We start from the raw sequence: 26,391 nt of genomic DNA on the forward strand, positions 1-26,391 counted from the left end.
TTTTTTGTTTTAACACGTGCTGCCATTGACCAGAAAAAGGAGCTTTCTTTCCAGCTCCTTTTTTATTCCTCGTAATTTTATTTTCTGCTACGATCACCCTCATTGTGCTACTCCTTTATTTCTCATTTTTCTTATAGCTGATTTAATTCCTGTTATCGCTTCAAATAATAAATAAGGGGCAATTAACCAGCCAATTATAAGAGCAAGAAAAAACTTAAATCCCTTTCGTATTGTTAAAAAAAATAAATCGAAGAATATATCAGAACGCACTCGATATATTTCGCGAATAATGAGCTGCGTATCTGTCGGTCTATTTTTATAACGGTTAATCATTGACCAACCAGCTGGAACAGCACAAATGAAATAAACAGATAGTAGGTCGAATGACTGGAAGAAAGGATTCAAAACAAGATATAAAAATAACCCTATCAACAATGGAAAAAGACTATTTATTGGATGCATACAGTTCCCTCCCTTCTAATCCTATACTCAAGCATTTTCTTGTACCGATGATTCTTTAATTTTCATCTTCTTTTCGTTAGATTGATTTATACGGTCCAGATAAATATAAATGAATTTTTCAGTCACCTTACTAGGGAAGTAACCTATACGCTCCTTAATAATATTTTCAATCACCCATACTTTTCGAGTTGCTTCTTCATAATCACTATAAGAAGCAGCGTTATATTCCTGCATTTCATTCCCTTGTTCGGTTGCCCTATGAACGTTTATACGTAAATTATATACATCAGAACGGTGTTTTCTGGCATAACGCAATAAGAATAACAATTCAATGGTTTCTTTCTCCATAAGGGTTTTAGTATCCTTGAAAATTTCCACTTCTGCAGGAATTGAATCTATGGTGTTTGACATGCGATTGCCATTCTTTGATATTTGATAATCCTTTAATTCCATTTCACAAAAAGGACAGTATTTAGAACTTAATTCAGTGGCACAATAAGGGGTCCTGCCGACAAAACGCAGATATTATACGATAAGGAACTTTTCAGAAGGTAAAACCCTGATTTTTCTACGCTAAGCAGAAAAATCAGGGTTTTATTTATGTTCTGAGTGGACGTAGGGAATGAAAGGTCGAAATCTCAGGTTTAAATGAATATTCACCTAGAAAGTTTATGTGTTTCCATCCTAATGGTGATATGTGTGGAAGCAATTTCTCTTGATATTTTCCTGTAGTTTTAAAATGTTCAATTGCTTGTGATAGATACACGGTATTCCAAATACTAATAGCATTAATAATGAGGTTTAAGGCGCTGGCACGCTGCAACTGATCTTGTAGTGCTCTTTCTCTAAGTTCCCCATGTTTCCCAAAGAAAATAGCTCGTGCCAAGGCATTCATGGCTTCACCTTTATTTAATCCACGTTGGATTCTCCGACGTAATGTTTCGCTAGAAATGTAGTCTAATATAAACAAAGTTTTATCAATACGTCCCATCTCTCTTAGTGTAGTAGCAAGGCTATTTTGACGAGAATAAGAACCTAATTTCCCCATAATGAGAGAGGCAGATACCGTTCCTTTACGAATGGAATGTGCCAACCTTAATACATCATCATAATTTTCCTGAATGATCTTGGTGTTAATTCTTCCACGTAGCAACTTCTCCATTTCTGGATATTGGTCGGGCTTTTCAAATGAGTAAAGTTTTGAATCTGCAAGGTCTCGTAATCTTGGGGCAAACCGAAACCCTAACAAATTAGTTAGTCCGAATACTTGATCTGTATAACCGGCTGTGTCTGTATAATGTTCTTTAATATGCAAGTCGGTTTCATGATGCAATAAACCATCTATAACATGAACAGCGTCTCTTGCGTTTGTATTAATCACTTTCGTATAGAAGCTAGAAAATTGGTCACTAACAAAGCGATAAATGGTTGCTCCTTTTCCCGTTCCATAATGTGGATTTGCATCAGCGTGTAAGGATGAAACTCCTACTTGAACACGCATTCCATCTGAAGAAGAAGATGTACCATCTCCCCAGTACGACGACAAGCTTAACTGATGCTGAAAATTCACCATAATGGCTTGTGCTTTATTCATGGCATCTTCATATAAACGCCACTGTGAGGCTGTGGACATTTGCCGGTATGAAACTCCTTGTGTCGCTTCTGCCATCTTAGTAAGACCGATATTTGTTCCCATAGCCATAATCGCTGCCATGATCGCTGGCTTTTCTTCTTCTTTTGGAGGATGCAGTGTAGAAGCATGAAGAAACTGCTTGTCGAATCCCGTCCAACTTGCTACTTCCATAAGCAAATCTGTCAGCTTCACACGAGGTATCAGTTGATATAGAGATAAACTATATTCTCGTGCTTTTTCTGGAACGTTTTTCTCCAAACGATGGACATGCAGCCGTCCATCCTCAAAATTAACCCCATCTAATTCTGTGATATTCGCTTTAATCCATTCAAGCCGATTATGTAATACATCCATTTTTCCTTTTAAGTATTCATCAACAGAAGGTGGTGCGGTAAGTTCATTAAGCTGCTTGTTTTGCTCCCATGTTTCTTTTGTCACTAAATAATTATCAAAATCTTGATGCTGACGACTTCCTTTAATAGAAACGTTACCTGAGCGTACAAGATTTCTTAACTCGGTAAGAACAGACATCTCATAGTATTGGCGATTTATATTCCCGTCATCATCATAAACGTGCTTTTGCCAGCGATTCGAGATAAAGTCCAAAGGAGCACCTTCTGGAACCTTTCGTTTATTATTTCTGTTCATCTCTTTAATGGTCTCAATAGCTTGAAGCAATGGCTCTCCTGATTTTGTAGAAGTGAATTCCAAGGCTTCTAACAATGTTGGGGTATATTTACGTAAGTAGTTAAAGCGAAATTTTAGTAAGTCTAAGTAATCGTAATCCATTGGGCGTGACAATTGCTTCGCCTCTTCTATTGAGTTTACGAAGTCCTCCCAAGGCATAATAGCTTCTAATGCTTCAAATGGGTCCTTCCCTTGTTCTTTTGCTTGAATCAATGCTGATCCCAAATCTGCAAAGTGAATAACCTTTTCATTAACTGATTTACCATTTAACCTCTGAATCTCTTCTTAAGCTTTACGTCCCTTTGATAACAATAAGCTGATTTGCCGATCATGTATCTCAAAGGCATGATCAGTAAGGTTTTGGCTAAGTTGTAGGAGATGTAAAATTAAAAGTGTAAATTTCTTATTCTCTTTAAATCTACGGAATGAACGGGGTTCATATTTGGAACCCAATCGTGCTAACTGTAAGACCCTATTTGGATGAATTTCTTTAATATCCACATTAAGTTGCAAAGTTCGTATGACTTGAAGACGTTTTATAACCTTTAAGAAGGCATCTGGAGAAGATTGACCGGGAACTTCTCGTAACCAAGCAAGGGGTGTCTTTGAATAGGTGGAACTTACATCAAGTAAGTGATCTAACTTTGGTTTTTGAGATTCATTTAATGTAGAGCTGATAGATTTAAAAATTCGTTCTTCTGCCCGTTGACGAGCCTCCCATACAATTCTTTCTATTGTTGTCATAGCTGGCAAAATTACTTTTTGTCTTCGCAATTCCTTAATTGTTGAGCGAATCAAGTAATCTGTATTCCCGTTCCCAAGAGCGTGTTGAAGAGTATATTGTGCAATTATTCGATACATCCCAAAGGATAAATTTTGGTAGCCATAATGCTGTCGAAGTTCCTCTAGGTGTTCATTTCGAGTTGCTACCCGTTTTGCATACTGTGTATATTCTTGTGGGGAGACATCAATTTGTTTCGCAATATAATCGAGTATTTGGTTGGGAATGTCTTTAATCTGAAATAAAGTCCAACCCGGATACCGAAGAACTGCAAGTTGTAAGGCAATCCCTAAGCGATTATGGTCTCTTCGATGCTTATTAATAAATGCAAGATCTTCTGTGGTAAAAGTATAGTGCATTTCCATATCATGCTCAGTCATATCATCAGGAATAGACATAAACATATTTCGCTGATCAAGGGTTAATAGTTCTTTCCCTCTCATGTTACACCTCCTCGCTGGATAGCCCTTTCTTTCCCAAGTAACGATATAGCGTTGTTGCTCCTATTCCTGTGGCTTCTTTAATTTGAGATAAGGAGTAGTCTTTACTTTCATACATCTTCATGGCAAGCATAATTTTTTTTGATTCAACCTTCGGTCTACCTCCATTTCTTCCCCTAGATCTAGCTGCCACCAACCCATCTTTCGTTCGTTCACTAATGATATCCCGTTCTAATTCAGCTATGCTAGCCAACATTCTGAAAAAGAATCGCCCCATAGCTGTTGTTGTGTCAATTTTATCCTGAATAGACGCGAAATGGATTCCTTTTGCTTCAAACTGTTCCATGAGTTCGATTAAATGTTTGGTACTCCGACTGATACGATCTAATTTATAGACAACTACTGTGTCACCCTTACGTAATACTTTAAGAAGCTCCTCCAACTGCGGGCGATTTTTCCTTTTACCAGATTCTTTTTCTTCAAAAGTTTCGTCCACTCCATGACGATCCAATGCATCAAGTTGTAATGATAATGACTGATCTTGCGTACTCACACGTGCATAACCAAATTTCAATTTGAAACTCCCCTTTCCATACAAATTAATTATACCAAAAAGGGGGTTAAGGCTGATGTATTGGTATTCTGTTTTTGGTTATAGTTTTGGGTATGTATTTTAGCACTATTTGAGACTTTTAAAGACGCTCACTCACCATAACCATAAACGGTCGTTTATGGTTGTTGTTTTTTAACAAGAAAATAGATATTTCTGTTAAAAATAGATAAGAGAATGTGAAAAAGGTGTATTTAAACTAACTAGGCAGGATAGTCGAATTCTTAGTGTTGACAGGAATAAGAAGTTTGTATTAAAATAAAAATTGATTGAAAGACCAATTTAAAAATTGAATAACCAATATAAACGAGAGGAAGACCCTGATGGAAAACAAACAATCTTTTATTGCTGAAGCACGAAGAGAACAGATTATTCAAGCTTGTATTGATACACTCGATGAACTTGGCTATACAAATGTCAGTTTAACTAAAGTCGCTAAAAAGGCAAAAGTGAGTACAGGATTAATTTCGTATCATTTTTCTGGCAAAATGGATTTAATCAATCAAACCTTAGTGCATTTATTTAACAAAAAATTGGATTTTATTAGTGGGAAGGTTGTTCGAGAAGAAACGGCTATTTCACAATTAAAAGCATATATTGAAGCTAGTTTGGCTTACCAAGTGGCTAATTATAAAAATAATATCGCATTGATTGAAATTGTCTTTAACGCTAAAGACGAAGAAGGAGTGCCTTACTATAAAGCTGATGATGACGAGGAAGATCTGTTAAATGTATTGCTCAAAGAGATTTTATTAGAGGGACAAAAGAAACAAGAGTTTTCTAATGAATTTGATGTAGAAATGATCTGTGTTCTGATTCAAGGTGCAATAGAAGAAAGTATGCTTAAAAATAGGGCTTCCTTTAGTCTTGAGAAGTATAGGGATGATTTAACTAGAGTAATAACAAAAATAGTTATGTAACATCAAAAGGTCTATTTCCCTTTAATTAGAATAATTGATGGTTGAATAAGGATATATATTTATGCGTATTTGTTGTTTGATAATTATTATTTTCATTTGTATTGAATATTTTTGTCAGAATTTCAAGATACTCTAAACATCTTAATTCAACTATTTTTAACTATAAAGTCTCGGAGGTAACAATCCCAATGAAAAATACATCCACAATTGGTATGGGTTTCTTGGAAAAATTGATTGCAGTATTATTTCCTATTGTTTTAGGAACGATAGGTTGGTTTCTTCCAAAGTTGTTGGAATTCGTAAAAAGAATATCTTTCTTTTCTGATTCAAAAGTCATTGAACTTTTGGATGCATTCAACCCTTTTTGGGTGTCTATTATCTTGATGTTCGTAGGTGTAGTTATAGGTGTTCTTTTATCACTAACAGTTTATAGTGAAGCACTAAAAATGAGCATAAGCGATCAAGAAATATTGATCAATAAAGATGATAAAGAAAAGATAATTAGAAAATCTGAGGTAAAAGAAATCTTTATGGAAGATAATAATGTCGTAATTACTGGAAATAAAGGTCAAGAACTTTTGAGTGAAAAGACGGATATTAAGAAGGAAAAAATACGAGAAATCTTTCTGTATCATCATTACCTTTGGTGTGAACAGGACCCTTATGTAGATGAATTCAAACTTTGGGCCCTAGAAGATCATTTACTTGGGGAGAACACCAATTCAATCTTATATGAACGTAGAAATGCAATTAGAGAAGGAGATAAGAAAAAGGCAAAAAATTTAAAAATGGATTTAAATGAGCTAGGGGTAGTTGTGAAAGATCAGGGTAAGGATCAATATGTACGAAAGATTTAACTAAACAAGCCAAATTTAAAAAAGTCGGTTCCTTAGCGTATAGGAATTCGACTTTTTAGGTTGCAATTTGCTTAGCGTATAATATATGCGTTTTGTCGACATGACCCCAATAAGCACAAGTTAGCATTTTTTACCCTCCATAAAGGGGAGAGAAAACCTCTCCCTTAGTCTCTTTCTTCCAACTCTTCATTGCATTCCATACATTTTAGGGATACATCAGGCTTAGTAGAACGAACAATTAAATCACAACCAGGACAAACCCATTTATAAGATTTTTTCCTCTCTTTCTCTTGGCCATCTTCTTGATTAGTGTCATCATCATTACTAAGATGTAATTGCATTCCCCTTCGAGCGATTGAAAAAGCGCTTTTATCAATATCAAGAGAGGATATTTTCTGCTTTGTTTCCTCTGTTAACTTAGGGTTATACCACCCATATTTCTTATCTGGTTTATCTTTTTCAAAGTAAAACCCTCGTTTTTCTGCTTCAGCTTTAAACTTTTTGTTATGGTAGTTTCCACCTCGACTGCAATCCTGAATATCATGAGTAATATTGTACAGGTGCACCATCTCGTGAAGTAATGTATCCATAGTTTCAAAAAAGTCTAAATCCAAAAATTCCGCAGCTATATTTATTTCGTACAGTTTGATTTTTCCGTCACGATCACCCCAAACCTCTTTTGTTGTACACCAGCCCATCGCTTTGCGTTTACCACTGGTTTGAATCGTAATGGCGAGGTTAGGTAATTCATCATTGAAGAACGTCTTATTTAATAACTCAAACGCATTATGTAATTCGTCAGTAGCCACTTTTATGCTGGACATTTAAGTGAATCCTCCTTTTTGAATATTAATATTCAATAACTTTAACTATATTATAACATAAAATTCTGACAAATAGTATTGTTTTGATGCTTTTTATGTGCTAAAATGATATTAAGAAGATATTTAAAAGGATGGTGATTTATTATGTTTTTCAGTAGAAAAGAAAAAATCATCGCATTAGAAAACCAAAATGAATATTTACTGGGTAAAATTAAAGAATTAGAAGAAAATGAAGATGCATTAAAAAAAGCCAATGACCAATTAAAAGAAAAAGTAGATGAACTTTTATGGGAGCAGGCACATCAAGAGGGTTTGTTTGACGAACCAGAAGAGCCTGACTATAGTGAACCTTGCAGTTGTGGAGGAATATTTACGCCCATGTACGATGAACACCCTAATTGGATAAAAATCTGTTCATCATGTGATAGCAGATTCGAGAATTATGATGCTTCTCCTATTAAAGAACCTGTTTGAAATAGATATTAAAAAGGAGTTTTACTTATGAAAAGATTACCCATCAACATGCCAGATGCGCTTAAAGAGGACTTTGAAAAGATGTCAGAGGAGGTAGGGTTATCACAAAACCAATTAGCTGTAATGGCGTTGCATAGCCTTGTAGCAAACTACGAATCAAAAGGGTCCTTTATCTTCGCAGATTTATTAAATCCTGAACACAGATCGAATCAAAAATAGAAAAGGGGAAATATATAATATTTCTATGTTTCTATCTGTCCCCCTATAGAACAGCAGGAAGGTGGTTTTCCTGCTGTTTCTTAAGATTATATCGTCTACTAGTAATCCCCCATGTATTTACTACTTGACTGTCGCTAGATGTGCATATTCCTTATATTCTTCCTGTGTTTTAAACAAAGTCCAGTCTATACCTAATAATAATTCATTTAATTCATCGGCATCTGCGTTTTGTATTGCTTGGTTATGTTCGTTCATTTCTTCAACACTTTGATAATCTTCTTCATCCCAAAATTGTTCTAAATGTTCTTTTGCTTCATCCAAAGTTAGTAGTCTAATATCCTCCCAATCCTGTAAATCTACTACCCAATATAATTTTTCAGGTGTATTCTTCCTGAATCCCTTTAAGGTACTTATTAGTGCTTTTCTTTTTTTATCATTTTTGTTCATTTTCTTTTCCTCCTTTTTTCCTTTTGATTGCGAAGCGCAATCTGTTCCCAAAGGGAATTATTTTTTCCCTTTTGCAAGTAGAAACGAAAAGCTCACATAGACAGACTGTCAAGGGAGTAGTCAGGAAAAGTTTTTGGTGTTGCGTAGCGTTTTTAGCCAAAAAGTTTTTCTGCCCTTGACGGTCTGTCTCGCCGTCTTAGTTTCCAGCAGGTGGAGGGCGTCAGCCTAGGAGGCTCCGCCTGCTGGAAACTTAGTCGGCTTGTGAAGCTTTACGATTCGGAAGCAAAAGGAAAAAATAATCAATAAAAAAACAGGCGTTAGCCTGTTTATCCACTGGTTTTAAGGTTTTAAGCTTTCGAAAGGTTTTCGACTCATGGGGTACGGCCTGAAAGGCAAAGGAGACAGGAACTTACGGAATGTAGGCGCTAGCCGTACATGCCGTTGTTATCGGATCATTTAGTGCCACAGTGACACGTATAGAATGTTGATTTATGGCTATCTACACGATTTTTGTAGATGGCCGTAAATTTACATTCTGTAGTGCTGTCGCCCATGGATTTCTTTATGCAGTTAAAAAGGTAAATCATCCTCTGGCATAATCGGATATATACTTTTAACAACCTCTGTAATATCATTTTCTTCATTCCAAGTTACTTGAATAATTTCCGTTTTTCTTCCTCCATATTCGGCAATTTGTTGTTGAATCCATTCATACGCTTTAATTCCTATATACCAATCAGGATTTTTCTTAAATTCATAGTCGCTAATGAGAAAGCTACCTCGTCTCAAACCCATACTTCCTTCGGTATTTAACTTTGTCATTATTACTACTTTCATTTGAATTCTCCTTTTTATCTTTATGTAAAATAAAGGTATAATTAACCTACCGAAATAATACTATCAATGTTCTTATGATAGTTACCTATTTATCTATAAAATATACGAGGTGAATCCATTTTGAAAAGTACAGGAATTGTAAGAAAAGTAGACGAGCTAGGAAGAGTTGTAATACCAATTGAATTAAGAAGAGTAATGGATATTAATATTAAAGACCCACTAGAAATTTTCGTAGATGAAGATCAGATTATTCTTCGTAAATATTCACATGCACGTGCTTGTATGATTACTGGCGAAATAAGCAGTAGTAACGTTGAACTTGCTGGAGGAAAGATTGTTTTAAGTCGTGCTGCAATTCATCTACTTCAAGAAGAATTAAAGGACTACATAACTGTAAATGAGATGGCTTAATAGCACATACTCGAAGGAGGACTTCTAGTCCTCCTTATTTTTCTTGATGTTATTCATCTACACTTGGATATGATCTAGTTAATAACCAATTACCTCATGCGCTACCTTATCAATAACCTCTTTCGGAACGGCATCAATATCAAGCATATAAGCATTATTCAACCTTGGATTAAAAATCCCAATGGAATCAATATTATCGAAATAATCATGGTTAGACTGCTTACCCATCAAATAATATACAAGCAACTGCAATGTATGTTTATTCGTTGGATTTGCTTTCGTTACTTTAAAATCCCATAACGTGTGTTCAGTTAAAAAATCGCCGTCTCCTTTTGTGATGATGTCTGTATAACCGCCTTCAAATGTAAACCCATCTTTGATGATACGATTTTTCTCATTGAATGCCCTGCTACGCTCTACCATCGTTCTAATATTCTCTATTGTTTGTTCATTGGGTTGAATATTCCCCACTGGTTTATATTGAGCAATTCCACTACGAAAAGCTACATCATACCCTACTAACGTACATGCATTCGCTATAGATGTTTCATCTAAACCTATAATGCCCTTCAATAATTCTTCAGCATAATCAAGTTCATTCACCCTTTTAGCTCCACGAATAGAAATTCTGAAAGCATCCTCTAACGATGTCCCGTATGAGAAGCGACTTAAATAATCTACTGCCATACCGATTAATGAACTATGTATATTTTCATCCTCATGCAATATTTTCCCATCATCAAATGATAGTATAGTAAAATCTTTTGGTCTTATATATCCACCTCTTGGTTGTTTAACTTCTTTAACCCTCTTCATAACTGAAACCATCAAAATCCCCCTCAATTAGTTAGTTTTCTATCCCTTCTATAATAAGGTTTAATATCTAAAAATCACATACATATTTTTCAACATTCTAAATAGTACGGGTAATTCTTCTTGACAAATAAATATACACCCTTCATACATTTTAGTAGACATAACTGCTTAAAGGCAGGAAAGACATCAATAAAAACGAAGCTCTTAAAGTAACTGTTTATCAACAACTTACCCTCACTGTAAAATATTTAAAATATTCTGTAATCTAACTTCCAAATAAAGGATTTATGGTTCTTCTTGAAGAATTATTAATAAGTAGTTTTAAACTACATAAATTATTAGAGGAGCTGATAAAATGAAAAAGTTTTGCTGCAGCTGTAGTTTTTGGCCTAGGAATATCTTTATTTTCGACAACACAGGCATCCGCGGAATCATCTGAATCTTACAAAGAATACATGTTATCTGCACCTGGGGATACGTCAATACAAGCAGGGACCATGATAGGCATGACAACCGAAGCCTACCTATCAGTTGGTAAAGTTCATGCGTATGGTATGACAACTACAAGTCAGCCAGTGCCTGATATAAGAGCAGCAAACTATCTTTTCGAAAATTCAAAGGCTGTAAAATCTAAGCTAGACCGTAAATCTAACACAGTAACAGCTTATGCTTTTTCCGGTTCTACAAGTTATGTTAGTGGGAGAAGTTATTATTCTGCTACTGACCACTTCGTTATTGACCCATACGGTCAAACATACGGAGATAGAACTTTAGATTCTGATTTGTAATACCTATTATCCAACTGTAACATAGGAAATTCACTGAAAGGTGAATTTCCTATGTTTATATTGAGGTGAAAGATTTGCTAAAACAGAAAAAATTATTACTTTTACTTAGTATATTTTTAATTTTCCTTTCATTGGGATGTCAATCTACATCAGAAAAGCATGTAGAACAAGCAAACGAGCAAATGAACATTGGAACAACTTTGGGTATGCAGGATGAAACTGCTATGACGCAATATAATGCAACATACAACATATCAGCTAATACAATTTTTTCTCCCAAATTATACATTCATAATCGAGATATTAAAAATAATGACTTTAGACTAATATTTTTACTAGACTATAAACAAATTAATATTACTTATAATAATCAGAATGTGAATTATATAGATATCTCTATGAAACCAAATGAACAGAAAAACATCGCCATTGAAGTACCTTCCTTAAAAAACGGATTTCATGATTTTCTCGTTTTATGTATTCGAAAACCTGATACTTTATTATCTCAAGAAAAATTTTATCCACCTGGTCACTTTCATATTTTTAAGCGATCAACATTAATTGTAGGAAATGATAATACGAAACCTAATATTAACTTTAAAGAAAGGTTAGTTACAAATGGAGAAATTGACATTCCTCCAATTGTAACTAAAGAACCAAGGGACAAATTTGAAGGAGATGTAGTAACATTATTAAAACAACCTTATCCGGAAACACTTTGGTTGAATTTTTCCCCGATTAAAAATAATATGAAATATGCTGTTATTGCCTTTTCTGGTGCAAACCAAATTGAATTAGATAATGCATTTTTTAAAACAACATCCACAGGAGTAATAAATTACCCTCTTAAACTAGGTTTAGATAAGAATAATAAAAATTTAATTATAGCTGTAGTGGAAAATCCATTTAGCGAATTAGAGAATAATTCTGGTGAAATTTCTGCAGAACCTTTATGGGTTTCGTTCTTAAACAGAATTTCTTTAGAATAGTTTCTCAGTTGGGGAAGCGTTAACACAAATTAATTTTCAAAAGAAGAGTATTTCTTGACAAATAAATATACAGCGCCCATACATTCTAGTAGACATAACGTCACATTATCGGCAATTGCAAAAAGCCAGAACCCTTGTGGGAACTGGCTTTTCGTTTGCGCTTTTGTTGGTCATGAAATATACATGTCAACAAACAGTGATAAAGCACGATTTGTTCTTTTTAAAGAATGAATGAAAACATGCATGAAAACGCTCGCCAACCTGCCTTATAAACAACCTTTTTCTTAAGAAAAATACCACCTTAAGGTGGCGGTCCTTAACGAAAGGATTGCTGTTTATTTTGCTTTTTTCGCTTTCTTTGGCTTCAAAGGAATACCATGTTTTTTACTATTCTCACGTATTTTTTTCGCTAACTCTTCTGCTTCTTTTTTGGTCAATTCCATTTCGGTTGTTCCTCCCTAAATCTCTTTTACTAAAAGTTTGGTCAACAATGAATCTTTTTAAACATACCTCCTCTCTATCTCTCATATACATGAAATAAATCTAGAACACTATGACACTGTTCTAAAGCAAACCAAGCGAAAAGAGGGGATTATTTTGTTGAAAGAAGGGGAGAAAAAGAAAAGACAAACACGTTCAGATAAAAAAAAAGATATCAAACCGACGATTTCCATTGACTTAAAAAATTGTATTTATCAATTGTCTTATGTCACCAATCAACCAGTAAAAGATATTGTAGAAATACTTTGCGAGAAAGGTTTGCAGTCGAGAAAAGTCATGGAATACTTGTCTCAATATTTCAGAAGAGATTACCAGTTTTTCAATACTACGTTCTTTGGACAACTGGAAAGGGAGTCGCTACAAAGAAAGTATCAATCGCCTAAAAATGAACGGGTCTCGGTTCGATTCACGCAATGGACGTATGAGGACATTCGCAAGCTGTCTGACGCCTTAGACGTCACACCATCCAAAGCAACCGCTTTATTACTAGATGCCAGCGTGCGGAATGCAAACTTATTGAATGCCATGGTGAAATTATTCTTGCATGAACAACTCGATCAATCACGCATGGATGAATTAAAACGTGTCATGAAGTATGTAAGTAAAAATAATCCATACAACGAAGAAATATCGTGGTTCAATTTATTGTCCTTTATTTTTGACGAAGTAAAAGACACGACCACGAATGTAAAAGTAGCCATTAATAATTGGTTGGGCAAAAAAGATTAAACTGTTCTGCAGATAAACCTTTTAAAAGAGAATTTCTGCAAAACACCCCAAATTGGCATACAAGTGAATATTTATATAAAAATTTAGGAATGTTAATTTTATGGTAGTTAATTTCGTTGTACAAGGAGTAATAAAATGAAATCAAAAATTCTAATAGCTCTCTTAGGAATATATTTATTTACCCAACCTCTTGTAGGAAGCGCAAATGTTAACTCGATTAATAATGAGAATTTATATGACTCTTATTTAACTTTACTGAACCCTTATGTTTATAAAATTATAAATGAAAAAGTCGGAACCGATCGTTCCTATGATTTATTTGATGCGAAAATTATTAGTATAAAAAGAAATGTACCTGGGGAGACTCCTGAAGAAAAAGAGGTTAATAAAGGAGTATATGATTTTACCGTCAAAGTCCAATACCGAACTTTCGTTGGAGCGCATAACCCGCCTCTTGGGTTAGAAACCTTAACATTAAGAGTCACTCCCAATGGAGTGAAATTGTTAGATTTTAATCATAAAGACTTATAAAAAATGCATAAAATAAAAAGAAGGGCTGCCACCCTTCTAGGCCTAGTGACAGGGTTCCTGCTGTAGACCGCAAAGTAACTTTGGAGAAGTAATAAAATCCTATTTTTTTAGTTCTTCAAGCTTTCTTCTATTGACTGCTCTGTATAAGGAACCTTGTGATATTCCAGTTGCCGAGACAATCTCCTTTATGGAATATTCCTCACTATCATACATCCTTAGCGCAACAGCAAGCTTTTCTTTATCCAACTTGGGTCTACCTAATGTTTTCCCACGCCTTTTACTTGCTTCAAGTCCTTCCTTTACTTTCTCAGCAATAAGGTTTCTTTCTAATTCTGCAATGACACACATCATTTGGAACATGGCTTTGCCTGTAGAGGTTCTTGTATCCATATTTTCTTTTAAAGAAATGAATTGCACCCCCATCTCTTCTAACTGTTGAATAATGTTGAGGATATCCAATGTTTTACGTCCTAAACGGGAGATGCTCTCCACTACAACTGTATCGCCTTTCCGGATGACATCAAAAAGTTGGTGAAGTCCTTTTCTATCTTTAACTGTACCAGTGAATTTCTCCTCAACTATTTTTTCACAACCATATTCATTAAGCATACCAATTTGCCGATCTAAATTTTGGTCAATAGTAGATACCCGAGCATAACCAATTATCATTTGTAACCTCCAATAAACTTGTATATTTTTATTTTACTAGAGGGGCAATTATTGTAAAGGTATTTGATAATACTTTTGGTAATTATTTTTGGTAACTGCTAATCTTAATAAAGTCAAAGGGTAACAGGGCGATGGGGGGACATTACAAAAACACTGGTTTTTGGTAATCTAGTTGAGTAAAAAGTTTATTAATTTAGTGTTTAAAATTTATGTGTGCTTGAGTGTGATTAAATTTACCTCTCAAACACGTTAATTATTCAAGAAAAGGGCTATTTTCTTGAATAAGAGAAGGAATTATTAGAAAGTGAATTCGAAGCTTAAGATTTCCCTATGTATAATAGGATTTGAAAAGCATTGATCTTAATTATTAATATATTGCTCTTTATGTCTAGCTCTTGGTTTTGTGCCAAGGACATTTTTAATAATGTCTTCACTCATATGTATACCATGCTTATATAACCTATTTTGTTCTTGTTATTTGTTCGTCTTCATTGAAAAAATGTAATAAGACATATTTTAGCCCAAGCCTGGAAAAGAGAATCTTCCCCTGCATACGGAAAAAAAATAATATTTAAACCGGCCAATATACCCAATAACCATGAAAAATTCATATTAAGAGCTATCATCATTTTATTAACTTTGTTTGATCCACCTTACTCCCCACCTTTCTATATTAATAAATTCCCAGTAAATTAATGTAATTCGCGCAAAAATCATTAACATATCATTTCCAAAAACGGCACATATTATTAGTTATAAAAGCCATAATAACAGTATAAAAAACAAACTTTTCTAGGATGGGTTAAACTATGCGTTATTTAAAAATTAAATCCATTATGCAAAAAATGAAGCAAAATACTAAATGGACACAGGAAGAACAATTTAATAATTCAATTTTGTTCTCATCGGATGTTCATAAAAATGAAGAAAAACTAAAACAACTGTTAGATTCAAGTGATGATATCATTTTTCATGATTTCATCATTCCATTACATGACGGTCGCACATTGAAAGCTCTACTAGTTATAGTAGACGGGTTAATTGATGAAGATGCCATTCGCAATAATGTATTAGAGCCACTGACTAAGGAATCTCTAGATAGCACTATGGGAGAAGAATTAAAACAAGTAAAAGAAAGAATTTCTATTTTTAACACAAAGAAGGAAAATAATCTAGAAAAATCTGTATACCAAATACTGAAGGGAAATACGTTACTATTACTGGATGGGTATAGTGAAGGATTACTGCTAAATGCACCAGGGTACGAGGTTCGAGCAATCTCCGAACCTCAATCTGATCGAGCTGTGAGAGGAGCACATGACGGATTTATTGAATCATCACCTACTAATATTGCATTGTTACGGCGAAGAATCTCACATCCTTCTTTACAGTTTGAAACAATTAAAATTGGTGAATATAGTCAAACGGATATTACTATCGGATATGTAAAGGACATTGCGGATCCAAAATTGATTGAACGGATCAAACAAAGATTAGAACAAATTAAAGTGGATGAGATAAATAATTCAGGGGAAATCGAACAATTCATCGAAGACCATCCCTTTTCAATCTTTCCTACGATTGGAAATACAGAACGTCCTGACAAAGCTTCAGCCTTATTAATGGAAGGAAGAATTGTGATCATTGTAAATGGGGATTCGGTCAGTTTGTTTGTTCCATCCCTATTTCTTGAAAATATAAAAAGTATAGAAGATTACAGTTCTCGACCCTATTATAGTTCCTTCATTCGAATGCTGCGTTTCGTGTCATTTGTAATCAGTATTTCTTTACCAGGCATTTATATTGCAGCTATTAATTTTCATAAGGTGATGATTCCATCTGATATGATTGTCCCTATTATTCAAGCGCGAGAGACGGTCCCATTCCCTCTAGCAATGGAAATTGCCATGATGATTTTAATGTTTGAAGTTGTCCGTGAGGCTGGTGTCAGACTTCCTCAACAAATTGGCTCAGCGTTAAGTATTGTTGGTGCTTTGATTCTGGGACAAGTCTCAGTCTCAGCCGGACTTGTTGGTGCACCGACCATTATTGTTGTATCCATATCGTACATTGCTGCATTTGTTATCACCCCAATTGCAGACGTCACCGCACTTCTTAGGATAGGATTATTTATTGCTAGTAGCTTATTCGGGGGATATGGACTAATTGTCGCCATGCTCGGTTTATTAACACATATGATCTCTTTAACATCGTTTGGGATTCCATTTATGGCGCCATTTGCACCTTTTTATTTTCAGGATTGGAAAGATTCACTGATTCGTTTACCGTTGAGGTGGAAAAAACAGCGACCAAAAAGTATACCGAATCAGCGTAAGACTAGAATTAGATCATTACCTAAAACAGGTGATAAATGATGGTAAGGATGCTAACTATCATCCCATTATTATTTTTATTAACCGGCTGTTGGAGTAGTCAAGAACTTGATAAATCAGCACTTGTACATGGGATAGGGTTGGATAAATCTGACGGACAATTACGAATTAGCGTCGAAATCATAAAACCAACTGGACCAAGTGAACAAGGTGGAGGAGAGGGGGGCGGAGGAAATGGCCAAAATATTCTATTAGAAAGAGACGCGGACTCATTGATACAAGGCGCAAGAGAATTCATAAAAGATGCGAAACGTCGGCTTTATTTTGAGCATACTCGTTTATGGGTGATTGGTGAGGAATTAGCAAAAGATAATTTTATTGACTACCTTGATGAAAGCAGACGCGATCAAATGTTTCGTTTGAATAGTTATCTTTTCATTACAGAAGAAAAGCCAATTGATATTTTGGGTACTTCTACACTTTATGAAGATCTTTCTTCGGCAGAAATAGTTTCTGCTTTAGAACAAACACAATATATTGCTGAATTTACATCCGTAAAAATGTATGAATTTTATAAGTTAATTGAGGGCCCTATTCCTAATGCCTATTTGCCGATAATTCGAACAAGAAAAGAAAAGGGTAAAGCAATTACTTCAATAGACGGCACTGCTGTTATTAACACTTATAAAATGGTCGGTAAACTGAATACAGATGAAACTGTTGGGCTGAATATCCTTTTAAACAAGGTAAAAGGCGGAAGTAAAACTGTATCTCGAAGTAAAACTGTATCTCTGAATGACAAGGAGAAGATCTCTGTAGAGATAAAGAAATTAGAAACGGAAATAAATCCAACATTAGATGGTAATCAGCTTGAAGCATATCTGAAAATCGAGATAGAGGGAACTTTAGCTGATAATACTACGAATAGGAATATAAATGATCAATGGATAAGTAAAGTTGAAGAAGAAGTATCAAATCAGACTGAAAAATCCGTACGTTTAACTTTGAATAAGCTTCAAAAGGTAATAAAGACTGATATATCAGGAATTGGACTGGAAACCTACAGAAAATATCCTAAACAATGGAAAAATGTCCAATCTGAATGGAATGAGATTTTTTCTAATGCAGATATAATGATTGATGTTCATACAAATATTACTCATCAAGGTCTTATTAATAAAAGTGTAGGAAAAAATCACAAAAAGCCTTATAACAACCCTTATAAACGATAGATTCTATGGACAATGAAGAAGGAGATTACTGATATGTTAACGAAATGGGAGACACTTTTTTTATTAATAATGACGCTTCCAATCATGGGACATGTCGTGATTCTTCCGTTAATGCTCGATGTTGCTGGGAGAGATGCTTGGATTTCCATAATTATATCACTTCCGGCAGCATTTACGTTGGCAATCTCCATTTATCGTTTGAGACTTAAATACCCAAAACAAAATATTTCTGATATGCTTCACAATTTATTAGGAAAACCTTTTGGAGTGATGATAAAGATAATTTTCATTATCTACTTTTTATTTTTAACAATTTTCTCGTTTGCTTTGTTAGTTGATTTTATCTACATTGCCTTTTTTCCTGAGACACCACGATTGGCTATACTGGTCTGGTTTTTGTTATTCTTTGTTTATGCAGCTTCAAAAGGTATTAAAAGAATTGCATTAACGGCAGGAATACTAGCAATAATTGCTATGGCGACTGGACATACAGTCACGATTTTGGACAGACCAATGAAAGATTGGAGTGAGCTCCAACCTATATTTGAGTTTGGTTGGAATCCAATATTATGGGGATCTTTGATAATTTTAAGTATATGGGTAGAATTATTACTACTTTTATTTCTACCCATTCAAAACATTCGTGAAAAACGAATGTTTTTACTATGGAGTATTGGAATTTTGTTAAATGCACTTATGATGTTTTCAACAACTATAGGTAGTATTACGATTTTCGGATTAGGTCAGGCTGATAATTTTGTATATCCCGCATTAGAGTCAGTACGAATTATTAGTTTAGGATTCATTGATCGTTTTGATATTTATGGATTACTATTAATGGCTGTAGGGACATACATACGCTGCAGTCTATACTTCCGAATCGCTTATGATATAACTGTATCAAAGGTTTCCTCAAAGTGGATAAGACGATTTGGGTTTACGGGGTTTGTTTTACTCGTATTCCTTGGTACGTACTATTTATCAAAAGAACATCTTCGGCTAGATAAAACATTAGATATTTACGCATATATGATTGTCCTGTTTCCTATTCCATTTTTGTTACTAGGTATCTCTTATTTAAAAGGAAAAACAAAGCAGAGTTAGCTCCCAAAAAGGGAAAAGTGATGCTTACCTTATGTCTTAAGTTTTGCAAAAATCATTGCTAGATAAGGGGGTATTTTCAGAGTTATGATTTTAAAAGTATAACTATCAGTTGATAAAAAAGTAAGCAAGGCAAGCACCCTATCATTGTGCAGATACATCAATACTACGGGGACTACATACCGTTTTAATTTCAGCTAGATTGGACAATTCACCTCGATCACGTATATGAATTTTTCTCGCATCAACCTCAAAGTCCTCAAGCTAATATCTTGATGGGATATTAGCTGGCTTTTGTCACCGATCAAAATGATAAAAAACTACGACACCTTCAACTTAATAGGTATTCGCTGATTCATATTGAGTTCAAAAGTTCCGTATGGATTGACATGATGATAAAATAAAGGTGTTAATCCCCTAAAATCTTCTGGAGTCATTTTCTTCAACCAATATTGGTTGTTGTCATAAAGAACCTCTTGTACCATTAAGGTATTCATATAGACTAAGCAATTTTGCAGCAATTGAAGTGATAAGACAGAAACCTCTTGATCTTCTATCGAATTGGAACGAATTTCACTGTTTTTTCCATAGAAAATATAGGTATTCACCGAGTTCCATTGTTCCACTGTATTTAATCCTTCATGGATCTCTCTGCGAATCTCTTCATAGTGTAAATAATCACATAAAAAGATTGTTTTAATCGCTTTTCCTAATTCACATAAAGCCTGATAAGTTGGATGTTTCGTATCCCGTGTAAATCGCTTTAATATAGATTCGGCAGAAGCAGTACCCAACCGTAGAGCAGTTGCAAACTTAATGATTTGTTCATACTGTTGCCGAATAAGATCCCAGTTAATCGGTCTACTTAAAGTCGGTTGCAGGTGAGGATATTCCTCATTCATGCCGGCTTCTGGACGATATAGCTTTTGAGACCCGATATTTTTAAAGCGTGGCATCAGTTTAAAACCAAGTAGATGACAAAAAGCAAAAGCAACGACACTTTGTCCGTGTGTATCGACATAATTTCTGTCAACTTCCATATCCGTACAGTGCCGAAGAACTCCTTCCATCATAGCTGCCACTTCCGAAGAAAGGCAGGACTTTAGCTGAGAATAAATACAAGCTGACTTTCGATCTGTATGCCAATAGATCATGACTCCATGTTTCTTATAACGAGGATGCCATTCAGAGAGTAGGTTCTGATCCCAAGAACCAAAATGTTTTGAATCGGAAGCACATGCAGTGGTAGCTTCTCCCCATACCTCTTTCATTCGATTGTAGATGATATGGTTGGTAACCTCTGCGTTGGCTTTTCGCAAATGGTCTTTATGAATAAATTTTTGACGGATATATCGAAGTTCCCGATAACCATCTAGGTGGTTTCCAGCAGAAACAGTTTTCAAACCTGTATTCGTTCCTAATCCAAATAAACTTAGTAGAAGCCGTCGTTGGATGGTTTCTCGATCTAAAATCTCTCGATCGGCTGTGGTTTTAAAGTGCTTGGTAAACTCCGTGTGAAAATCTGTTTCTTTTAGTAAATCCAATAGGTTAATGTCGGACCAACGGCTCTTAATCTCCCGTTTAAGCGTCGTCACATGTGGGGGTTCGGGTTGCTTTTCAAGTGGAGTGACTCTAATCCATCCCTTGTTATTTCTGGTAGTGATCGCTACTTTTTCGTTACTTTGATCCCTTAACCCTTGATTCAATAAATGGAGTTTATCTTTCATCAACAGTATAATATCTTTGATAAAAGGCTCTACATCAAGAGGCACTTTCAGTGCTTGAAAATATTCTTCCTTGTGCTCTTCAAAATCTTGAGGGAGATCTTCATCCGGGTTTCGATATCGATCAGCGCCCTCAATCCAAATTTCTTTACAACGAAGTCGAGTGCGAAGCGATTGTATGACAGCAATTTCATAATTGATTCGATTTACCCTTTCAATTCCTTTGCTGTCTGTCTCGACAATGACGTCTTTCCATTTTGGCTGAATTACGCCTTCAATGGGAACTTCATCACCAGCAGCAAAATAACGCTGCCCACTTTCCCCATACTCTCGAATTAGTTGTAGCTTTGAAATAAAGTTTGAGCAAAAAGATCTCGCAAATCCTTATTTTACGATAAATAAGAAGAATCCATTTGAAAAAAAGATTAATCAAAAAGGATTCTTCTTTAGCAGATTTAAGTTTGGTTTTTATAAAAAAGTTTGATCATTTTCTACCTGTGTTGCTCAACAATCGCGCCCGATAATGGAATGAATAGAATATTAATTTAAAGGTTCTAATTTCATCATTGCACCAAAATATTGTGAAGCAGTTGTAAAAGAGATAAATGCACATAATTCACTTATTTCCTCTTCAGTGAAATATTCTTTTAAAATATCAAAAGATGAATCAGCTATGTCACCCTTTTGTTTTAAAAAGACTTCTGCAAATCCTACTGCAATAGAAGTTTTTTCATTAAACTTATCTGGATCAGGTTTTCCTTTCGCCTTACAATACTCACATCCGTTACTTTGGGCTAATGTTCTCCTTACTTGTTCCTTTAATTCAGATGTTAGTAGTCCATCTTTTTCTAACACATTTCCTAACTGATTCCATCCTTCCATTACTTCTTTATTATGCCCCAATAGTCTCTGAAAATGTGTTTCCCCGAAATTAGATCCAACAATCCTTGCCATATAGGTACCTCCCTGTTATATTTAATTACAAATTAATTATAAAAAATAAAATCACTAAAACAAATTAAATTTATAACGATTATCAAATTAATCTTTTATAAAATTAACGATTATTGGGGATAGACTTTAAAAATGAAAATAGATGATATTGATAAAAAAATTTTAGATGAACTACTTAATAACAGCCGTCTATCAATGAGCGAGCTTGGGAGAAGGGTGAATCTGTCCTCCCCATCAGTAACAGAACGGGTAAGGCAAATGGAATCATTTGGAGTTATAAAAAAATATACTTTAGAAGTGAATTATGAAAAATTAGGTTTACCAATCCAATGCATAATTGAAGCAACAGTTAAAAATGGTGACTATAAATCTTTTAAAAATTATATTGAGAAACTTCCAAACGTCGAATTCTGTTATCGAATAGCAGGAAGTGCGTGTTATATGCTTAAAATGCAATTTGAAACGTTCGATAAAACAGAAAAGTTTATTGATGAAGTAAATCCAATCGCACATACTGTAACACATTTTATTTTTTCACAAGTTTCAACATATTTAAAAATTAATATGGATTGATAAGTTTTCAGTCAAAAGCAATACTCTTTATTTACCAGACAGTTAATTGAAATAGCATGCTTAAATAATAATGGAAATTCTTGAACGAGTTCCTGCTTATTCCACAAAATGGCCCGATTCTGGTATAACCTTATTCAATAATTGCGCCCGATTCCAGAAGACTATAGATTTCTAACCTTCGGCATCTGCCTTTGTTCTATGAACAGTACCAAAAGGATGATTAGGTGGTGCATAAATTGAATAAAGCTTTAACGGTATATTACCTGTATTGGTTACATTATGCCAAGTATTGGCAGGTACTATAATGGCAAAATCATCACCCGCATTTCTTACAAAATTCAGGTTATCTTTACTCTTACCCATCTGAACAAGTCCTTGACCTTCCTCAATTCGTAGAAATTGATCAACCTTAGGGTGAATTTCCAACCCTATATCATCTCCAACGTCAATACTCATTAAGGTCACCTGCAAATGACTTCCGGTCCATATAGTATCTCGATAGGTATTATTTTGTTTAGCAGCCTGATTGATATTTATTACAAAAGGTTCTTTTCCATGGTCATTTAATATGGAACTAGTATATCCCTGAGTGTTTGGATATGACCAATATTGATTTGCATAGCGCCTAGCATATGACATATTTCCATAGCCAAGACCAAACATATTATCATGATTACACATTTGCCCATTACTATAATAAGTGTTCGAATAATAAGGATACATATAAAAAGGGTTATTCATTAAAACATACCTCCAAAGATATATGATTATAAACCCATCATATGTCCAGCGGATTTAGAAGTTCATTGCTAATTCTTATTCCGTTATCTGGCCCGATTGCGGAATGAAAAATTCCTGCATTGATACAGGAATTTTAATCAAACTTTATTATAAATTATCGAACTTTTTTACAAATTAGCAGACTTTATTTTAAATCAACATTAGTTGGATAGCCTCGATAATCGGCTGATGAACTTGATTATTTGAGCGAAAAGTAAGGTTGTTTAAAATTTTAGAAAGGGACTTTCGATAATGACCTTGGTAAGAAGCGTGCATTTTCGTATAGATTTTTTCTTTGTATTCCCGGTTATTTTTTGTCATGTCCTTAATAATATCCCGAATCATATCAGAGCTAACAATAGGGAATAGAGTATCTTGAATGACCCCTTCTGGGTTATCTACGGTCGCTTTTAATAAATTGACAATATGTTTATTTTTCCCTTGGACTCTTTCTAATTCTTCTACTGCTTCTTTTCGGGTTGTATTTTTGGCCTTATTTCCGAATTTTAGCGCAATTTCATCCAATAAATCAGCTAAATAATCAATGACTTCCTCATGACGATGCGAAAATAAAATGGCAAGAAGGGTATAGCGTATAGGTGCAGGGTGAGCACGCAATTCCGTTACGGTTTCGGTAGCTGCACGTAGTCGATATTTTTTTACTAGTTTAGGAGACATCTGTTTACATAAACCATCAGGGATTTGAAGATGTTGAATGGCTAATAGTTTTTTGATTTCCATTTCCATCGTACTTACACTTGGTTTGCCTGGAGAGGATAGCAACTGGCGAAAGGTTAAAATGTCGTTGTTTTCTTCATCAGGAATTTTAGCTTCGAAATAACCATCGGACCCTTCATCAGAGTGTGATTCAAGAAAGGCATCTAATCGTGAACAGGTCTTAGGAGAAAGTTGTTGATAGGTCATTTTATATAAATTCTTTTCAAAATGATCGATAGCAGATTCAATCATTCGCTTCAAACTTCCTAATGAAGGAGGTTCAACTTTCCACGTACGAAAGAAACTGTATGCTTGATTTTTCAAGTAGTCGGTATCATGTGTAAACTGAACCTGTTCTCCTAACCACTCTGCGAAGAGATGTTTGTCGTTTGCAGTAAGTTCTCGAAATCCAAAAAGGTTACGTATTGCCTTTCGATGTTCCGTATAACTTCTTTCTTTTCCACCCCAACCATAGTTGTCAAAAAAGTCCTCTACCGAAGCATCTACTTGATCAGCTACATGTTGGACAACTTCTTTGGGCACATCTTGCTTCTTGTTAGGAAACTGTGCTTCCTGTTGGAAATATTTAAGAAGGACAGCAAACCCTAAACGGTTTGCGCTTGTTTTCTTACTTAGCACTAAGTGATTTTCATTTGGCAATAAACTAAAATGTTCATCGAGTTCATTTTGATTCCAATTTCTCTTCAATGGTTTCCCTCTTCTCACTATGTCATTTTATAAACAGTATAAATTTCGACATAGTGAGCTATCAACAATACTTATCGAAATTATCAAAAAACAACTTTACTTTTATTGGAAATAATCTTGCGGACTAGAGCAGCTACCCTGTCACTAAGCCTATCGGAAGGAAACAAATAGTTTGTCCTGATTCTATCAAAAGGTTTATTTTTTGATACCAACATTTTTAGGCATGAAATGTCGGCAATTATTATCTATTTTGTTTTAAAGTAAATATTGAAAGGGAGTAAACTTATGGATTGGCTAGAAAGAATGAACAATGCGTTAAACTACATTGAAAATAGCTTGAATGAAGAAATAGACTACAAAGAGATTGCAAAAGCAGCTAATTGTTCTGAGTTTCATTTTTCAAGAATGTTCTCTTCAATCTCAGGTATATCGCTATCAGAATATATTAGACGTAGACGGTTAACACTCGCAGCATTTGAAATTCAAAAAAGTGATATTCGGATCATTGATGTGGCAATTAAATATGGTTATGTTTCTTCTGATACTTTCTCACGTGCTTTTCAAAAAATGCATGGAGTAACCCCTTCCAATGCTCGTAATAGAGGGGTACAGTTAAAAGCCTTTCCCAGAATTTCCTTTCAAATTTCTATTAAAGGAGATACCGAGATGGAGTACAGAATTGAAAACCTTGATTTTGAATTAAGAATTGTTGGAAAAAGTAAGCCAGTAAAAACAAGCAGAGCATTTAAAACAATCCCTACGCTTTGGAACACTGCGAAAAAAGATGGATTTATGCAAGAACTAGTAGATATGTCATGGGAAAATCCAAAATGCACGCTTGAAAGCCTTCTGGGGGTTTGCGGAAAAGAAGCTGCCATAACAGATGAACAATTTTCCTATTTCATGGGCGTAAGATACGATGGGGAATCCCCAGAAAATATGGAGACGCTTATTATTCCCGCAAGTACATGGGCAGTTTTTCCGAACATAGTGGATGCATGGAAACGTTTATATTCCGAGTGGGTCCCTACCTCCGAGTATGAACTTGCAAATTTACCGTGTATAGAATGTTATTACGGTCCGAAGCATAAACCAAGACACGAACTCTGGGTCCCTGTTATCCCGAAGTAAATTACATATTCAGTAATAGAATGCTGTTTATGGAGTAACGAAAAAAGAGCCTAATTTCTCAATTTAGGTGATGGGAAATCAGGCTTTTTATATTGGAAATTCCTTATCGTTGTAAATCCGCATTTTCCTGACGCTACCCCAGTTAGAAGAGATGGGGGTGCAATTCATTTCTTTAAAAGAAAATATGGATACAAGAACCTCTACAGGCAAAGCCATGTTCCAAATGATGTGTGTCATTGCAGAATTAGAAAGAAACCTTATTGCTGAGAAAGTAAAGGAAGGACTTGAAGCAAGTAAAAGGCGTGGGAAAACATTAGGTAGACCCAAGTTGGATAAAGAAAAGCTTGCTGTTGCGCTAAGGATGTATGATAGTGAGGAATATTCCATAAAGGAGATTGTCTCGGCAACTGGAATATCACAAGGTTCCTTATACAGAGCAGTCAATAGAAGAAAGCTTGAAGAACTAAAAAAATAGGATTTTATTACTTCTCCAAAGTTACTTTGCGGTCTACA

Annotated in this window: 24 protein-coding genes and 5 pseudogenes; 15 read left to right on the forward strand and 14 right to left on the reverse strand. The window is 34.9% G+C overall.

Translation table 11 applies throughout. From position 1 onward, the window contains the following. Positions 1 to 99: 99 nt before the first annotated feature. The 4 genes and pseudogenes from MHH73_RS22250 to MHH73_RS22265 form a co-directional block, all read right to left on the reverse strand. On the reverse strand, positions 100 to 462 hold the full coding sequence (locus MHH73_RS22250; protein ID WP_341069981.1) for a hypothetical protein: 363 nt from the start codon (positions 460 to 462) through the stop codon (positions 100 to 102). 27 nt (positions 463 to 489) lie between these two features. Continuing rightward, complete coding sequence (locus MHH73_RS22255; RefSeq protein WP_341069984.1) at positions 490 to 873, reverse strand: hypothetical protein; 384 nt, start codon at positions 871 to 873, stop codon at positions 490 to 492. Positions 874 to 1,060: 187 nt separating this feature from the next. Further along, a pseudogene (locus MHH73_RS22260) lies at positions 1,061 to 4,006 on the reverse strand (Tn3 family transposase). Position 4,007: 1 nt separating this feature from the next. Continuing rightward, a complete protein-coding gene (locus MHH73_RS22265; RefSeq protein WP_076315855.1) occupies positions 4,008 to 4,577 on the reverse strand; it encodes a recombinase family protein in 570 nt (189 codons plus the stop codon). A gap of 359 nt (positions 4,578 to 4,936) precedes the next feature. Here MHH73_RS22265 and MHH73_RS22270 point away from each other — a divergent pair, with 359 nt between their 5' ends. Together MHH73_RS22270 and MHH73_RS22275 are read left to right on the forward strand one after the other, a co-directional pair. Then, positions 4,937 to 5,533, forward strand: a complete 597-nt coding sequence (locus MHH73_RS22270; protein WP_071220739.1) for a TetR/AcrR family transcriptional regulator — start codon at positions 4,937 to 4,939, stop codon at positions 5,531 to 5,533. Positions 5,534 to 5,721: 188 nt separating this feature from the next. Further along, entirely contained in the window at positions 5,722 to 6,390 is a 669-nt protein-coding gene (locus MHH73_RS22275; RefSeq protein ID WP_071220738.1) for a YqeB family protein, read from the forward strand. A gap of 164 nt (positions 6,391 to 6,554) precedes the next feature. Here the strand turns inward: MHH73_RS22275 and MHH73_RS22280 are convergent, their stop codons facing one another. Further along, positions 6,555 to 7,214: a SprT-like domain-containing protein gene (locus MHH73_RS22280; protein WP_341069987.1), complete on the reverse strand. Its 660-nt coding sequence runs from the start codon at positions 7,212 to 7,214 to the stop codon at positions 6,555 to 6,557. A 144-nt stretch (positions 7,215 to 7,358) separates the two neighbouring features. On the opposite strand from MHH73_RS22280, the gene MHH73_RS22285 reads away from it, so the two are divergent. Continuing rightward, positions 7,359 to 7,688 (forward strand): hypothetical protein, encoded by a 330-nt coding sequence (locus MHH73_RS22285; RefSeq protein WP_341069989.1) that lies wholly within the window; start codon positions 7,359 to 7,361, stop codon positions 7,686 to 7,688. Positions 7,689 to 7,715: 27 nt separating this feature from the next. Continuing rightward, positions 7,716 to 7,907: a hypothetical protein gene (locus MHH73_RS22290; protein WP_341069990.1), complete on the forward strand. Its 192-nt coding sequence runs from the start codon at positions 7,716 to 7,718 to the stop codon at positions 7,905 to 7,907. Positions 7,908 to 8,027: 120 nt separating this feature from the next. On the opposite strand, the gene MHH73_RS22295 is transcribed toward MHH73_RS22290, so the two are convergent. Both MHH73_RS22295 and MHH73_RS22300 read right to left on the reverse strand, forming a co-directional pair. Next, the gene (locus tag MHH73_RS22295) at positions 8,028 to 8,354 is read right to left on the reverse strand and encodes a hypothetical protein (protein WP_341069993.1); all 327 of its coding nucleotides are present in this window, start codon (positions 8,352 to 8,354) and stop codon (positions 8,028 to 8,030) included. A 570-nt stretch (positions 8,355 to 8,924) separates the two neighbouring features. Beyond that, positions 8,925 to 9,191 (reverse strand): hypothetical protein, encoded by a 267-nt coding sequence (locus MHH73_RS22300; protein WP_095373729.1) that lies wholly within the window; start codon positions 9,189 to 9,191, stop codon positions 8,925 to 8,927. A gap of 120 nt (positions 9,192 to 9,311) precedes the next feature. On the opposite strand from MHH73_RS22300, the gene MHH73_RS22305 reads away from it, so the two are divergent. Beyond that, positions 9,312 to 9,602 carry an AbrB/MazE/SpoVT family DNA-binding domain-containing protein gene (locus tag MHH73_RS22305; RefSeq protein ID WP_341069996.1) on the forward strand — a complete coding sequence of 97 codons (291 nt, stop codon included), beginning with the start codon at positions 9,312 to 9,314 and terminating at the stop codon, positions 9,600 to 9,602. Between the two features lie 78 nt (positions 9,603 to 9,680). Here the strand turns inward: MHH73_RS22305 and MHH73_RS22310 are convergent, their stop codons facing one another. Further along, positions 9,681 to 10,430: a hypothetical protein gene (locus MHH73_RS22310; protein WP_341069999.1), complete on the reverse strand. Its 750-nt coding sequence runs from the start codon at positions 10,428 to 10,430 to the stop codon at positions 9,681 to 9,683. Between the two features lie 485 nt (positions 10,431 to 10,915). Here MHH73_RS22310 and MHH73_RS22315 point away from each other — a divergent pair, with 485 nt between their 5' ends. The 4 genes from MHH73_RS22315 (at position 10,916) to MHH73_RS22330 (ending at position 13,956) form a co-directional block, all read left to right on the forward strand. Then, the gene (locus MHH73_RS22315; protein ID WP_341070002.1) at positions 10,916 to 11,206 is read left to right on the forward strand and encodes a hypothetical protein; all 291 of its coding nucleotides are present in this window, start codon (positions 10,916 to 10,918) and stop codon (positions 11,204 to 11,206) included. A gap of 74 nt (positions 11,207 to 11,280) precedes the next feature. Next, positions 11,281 to 12,195 carry a hypothetical protein gene (locus MHH73_RS22320; RefSeq protein WP_095373721.1) on the forward strand — a complete coding sequence of 305 codons (915 nt, stop codon included), beginning with the start codon at positions 11,281 to 11,283 and terminating at the stop codon, positions 12,193 to 12,195. 597 nt (positions 12,196 to 12,792) lie between these two features. Then, on the forward strand, positions 12,793 to 13,425 hold the full coding sequence (locus tag MHH73_RS22325; protein WP_224938898.1) for a hypothetical protein: 633 nt from the start codon (positions 12,793 to 12,795) through the stop codon (positions 13,423 to 13,425). 135 nt (positions 13,426 to 13,560) lie between these two features. Continuing rightward, entirely contained in the window at positions 13,561 to 13,956 is a 396-nt protein-coding gene (locus MHH73_RS22330; protein WP_224938897.1) for a DUF3888 domain-containing protein, read from the forward strand. A 99-nt stretch (positions 13,957 to 14,055) separates the two neighbouring features. Here MHH73_RS22330 and MHH73_RS22335 read toward each other — a convergent pair whose 3' ends face one another. Next, on the reverse strand, positions 14,056 to 14,625 hold the full coding sequence (locus MHH73_RS22335) for a recombinase family protein (protein ID WP_341066904.1): 570 nt from the start codon (positions 14,623 to 14,625) through the stop codon (positions 14,056 to 14,058). 809 nt (positions 14,626 to 15,434) lie between these two features. On the opposite strand from MHH73_RS22335, the gene MHH73_RS22340 reads away from it, so the two are divergent. Genes MHH73_RS22340 through MHH73_RS22350 form a run of 3 tightly spaced genes read left to right on the forward strand, consistent with a single transcriptional unit; the run spans position 15,435 to position 19,294 of the window. Beyond that, positions 15,435 to 17,000: a spore germination protein gene (locus MHH73_RS22340; protein ID WP_009336473.1), complete on the forward strand. Its 1,566-nt coding sequence runs from the start codon at positions 15,435 to 15,437 to the stop codon at positions 16,998 to 17,000. Beyond that, positions 17,000 to 18,190: a Ger(x)C family spore germination protein gene (locus tag MHH73_RS22345; protein ID WP_341066906.1), complete on the forward strand. Its 1,191-nt coding sequence runs from the start codon at positions 17,000 to 17,002 to the stop codon at positions 18,188 to 18,190. The genes MHH73_RS22340 and MHH73_RS22345 overlap by 1 nt, the downstream gene beginning before the upstream one ends. Before the next feature lie 33 nt (positions 18,191 to 18,223). Further along, a complete protein-coding gene (locus MHH73_RS22350; RefSeq protein ID WP_341066909.1) occupies positions 18,224 to 19,294 on the forward strand; it encodes a GerAB/ArcD/ProY family transporter in 1,071 nt (356 codons plus the stop codon). A gap of 144 nt (positions 19,295 to 19,438) precedes the next feature. Here MHH73_RS22350 and MHH73_RS22525 read toward each other — a convergent pair. The 3 genes and pseudogenes from MHH73_RS22525 to MHH73_RS22360 all read right to left on the reverse strand — a co-directional run. Continuing rightward, a pseudogene (locus MHH73_RS22525) lies at positions 19,439 to 19,555 on the reverse strand (tyrosine-type recombinase/integrase); the annotation flags it as partial. Between the two features lie 56 nt (positions 19,556 to 19,611). Then, positions 19,612 to 21,369 (reverse strand): annotated as a pseudogene (locus tag MHH73_RS22355) (Tn3 family transposase); the annotation flags it as partial. Between the two features lie 186 nt (positions 21,370 to 21,555). Then, positions 21,556 to 21,969 carry a carboxymuconolactone decarboxylase family protein gene (locus tag MHH73_RS22360; protein WP_116354206.1) on the reverse strand — a complete coding sequence of 138 codons (414 nt, stop codon included), beginning with the start codon at positions 21,967 to 21,969 and terminating at the stop codon, positions 21,556 to 21,558. Positions 21,970 to 22,101: 132 nt separating this feature from the next. Here MHH73_RS22360 and MHH73_RS22365 point away from each other — a divergent pair, with 132 nt between their 5' ends. Next, positions 22,102 to 22,542 carry an Lrp/AsnC family transcriptional regulator gene (locus MHH73_RS22365; protein WP_116354207.1) on the forward strand — a complete coding sequence of 147 codons (441 nt, stop codon included), beginning with the start codon at positions 22,102 to 22,104 and terminating at the stop codon, positions 22,540 to 22,542. A gap of 171 nt (positions 22,543 to 22,713) precedes the next feature. Here MHH73_RS22365 and MHH73_RS22370 read toward each other — a convergent pair whose 3' ends face one another. Both MHH73_RS22370 and MHH73_RS22375 read right to left on the reverse strand, forming a co-directional pair. After that, entirely contained in the window at positions 22,714 to 23,283 is a 570-nt protein-coding gene (locus MHH73_RS22370; RefSeq protein ID WP_223254522.1) for a cupin domain-containing protein, read from the reverse strand. Between the two features lie 198 nt (positions 23,284 to 23,481). Next, positions 23,482 to 24,747 (reverse strand): annotated as a pseudogene (locus tag MHH73_RS22375) (DUF4158 domain-containing protein); the annotation flags it as partial. A 285-nt stretch (positions 24,748 to 25,032) separates the two neighbouring features. Here MHH73_RS22375 and MHH73_RS22380 point away from each other — a divergent pair. Both MHH73_RS22380 and MHH73_RS22385 read left to right on the forward strand, forming a co-directional pair. Then, the gene (locus MHH73_RS22380) at positions 25,033 to 25,878 is read left to right on the forward strand and encodes an AraC family transcriptional regulator (RefSeq protein WP_010731423.1); all 846 of its coding nucleotides are present in this window, start codon (positions 25,033 to 25,035) and stop codon (positions 25,876 to 25,878) included. A 139-nt stretch (positions 25,879 to 26,017) separates the two neighbouring features. Further along, positions 26,018 to 26,353 (forward strand): annotated as a pseudogene (locus MHH73_RS22385) (recombinase family protein); the annotation flags it as partial. Positions 26,354 to 26,391 lie beyond the last annotated feature (38 nt).

The organism is Cytobacillus sp. FSL K6-0265, assembly GCF_038003465.1.
In the GTDB taxonomy this organism is placed as follows: domain Bacteria; phylum Bacillota; class Bacilli; order Bacillales; family Cytobacillaceae; genus Cytobacillus; species Cytobacillus stercorigallinarum.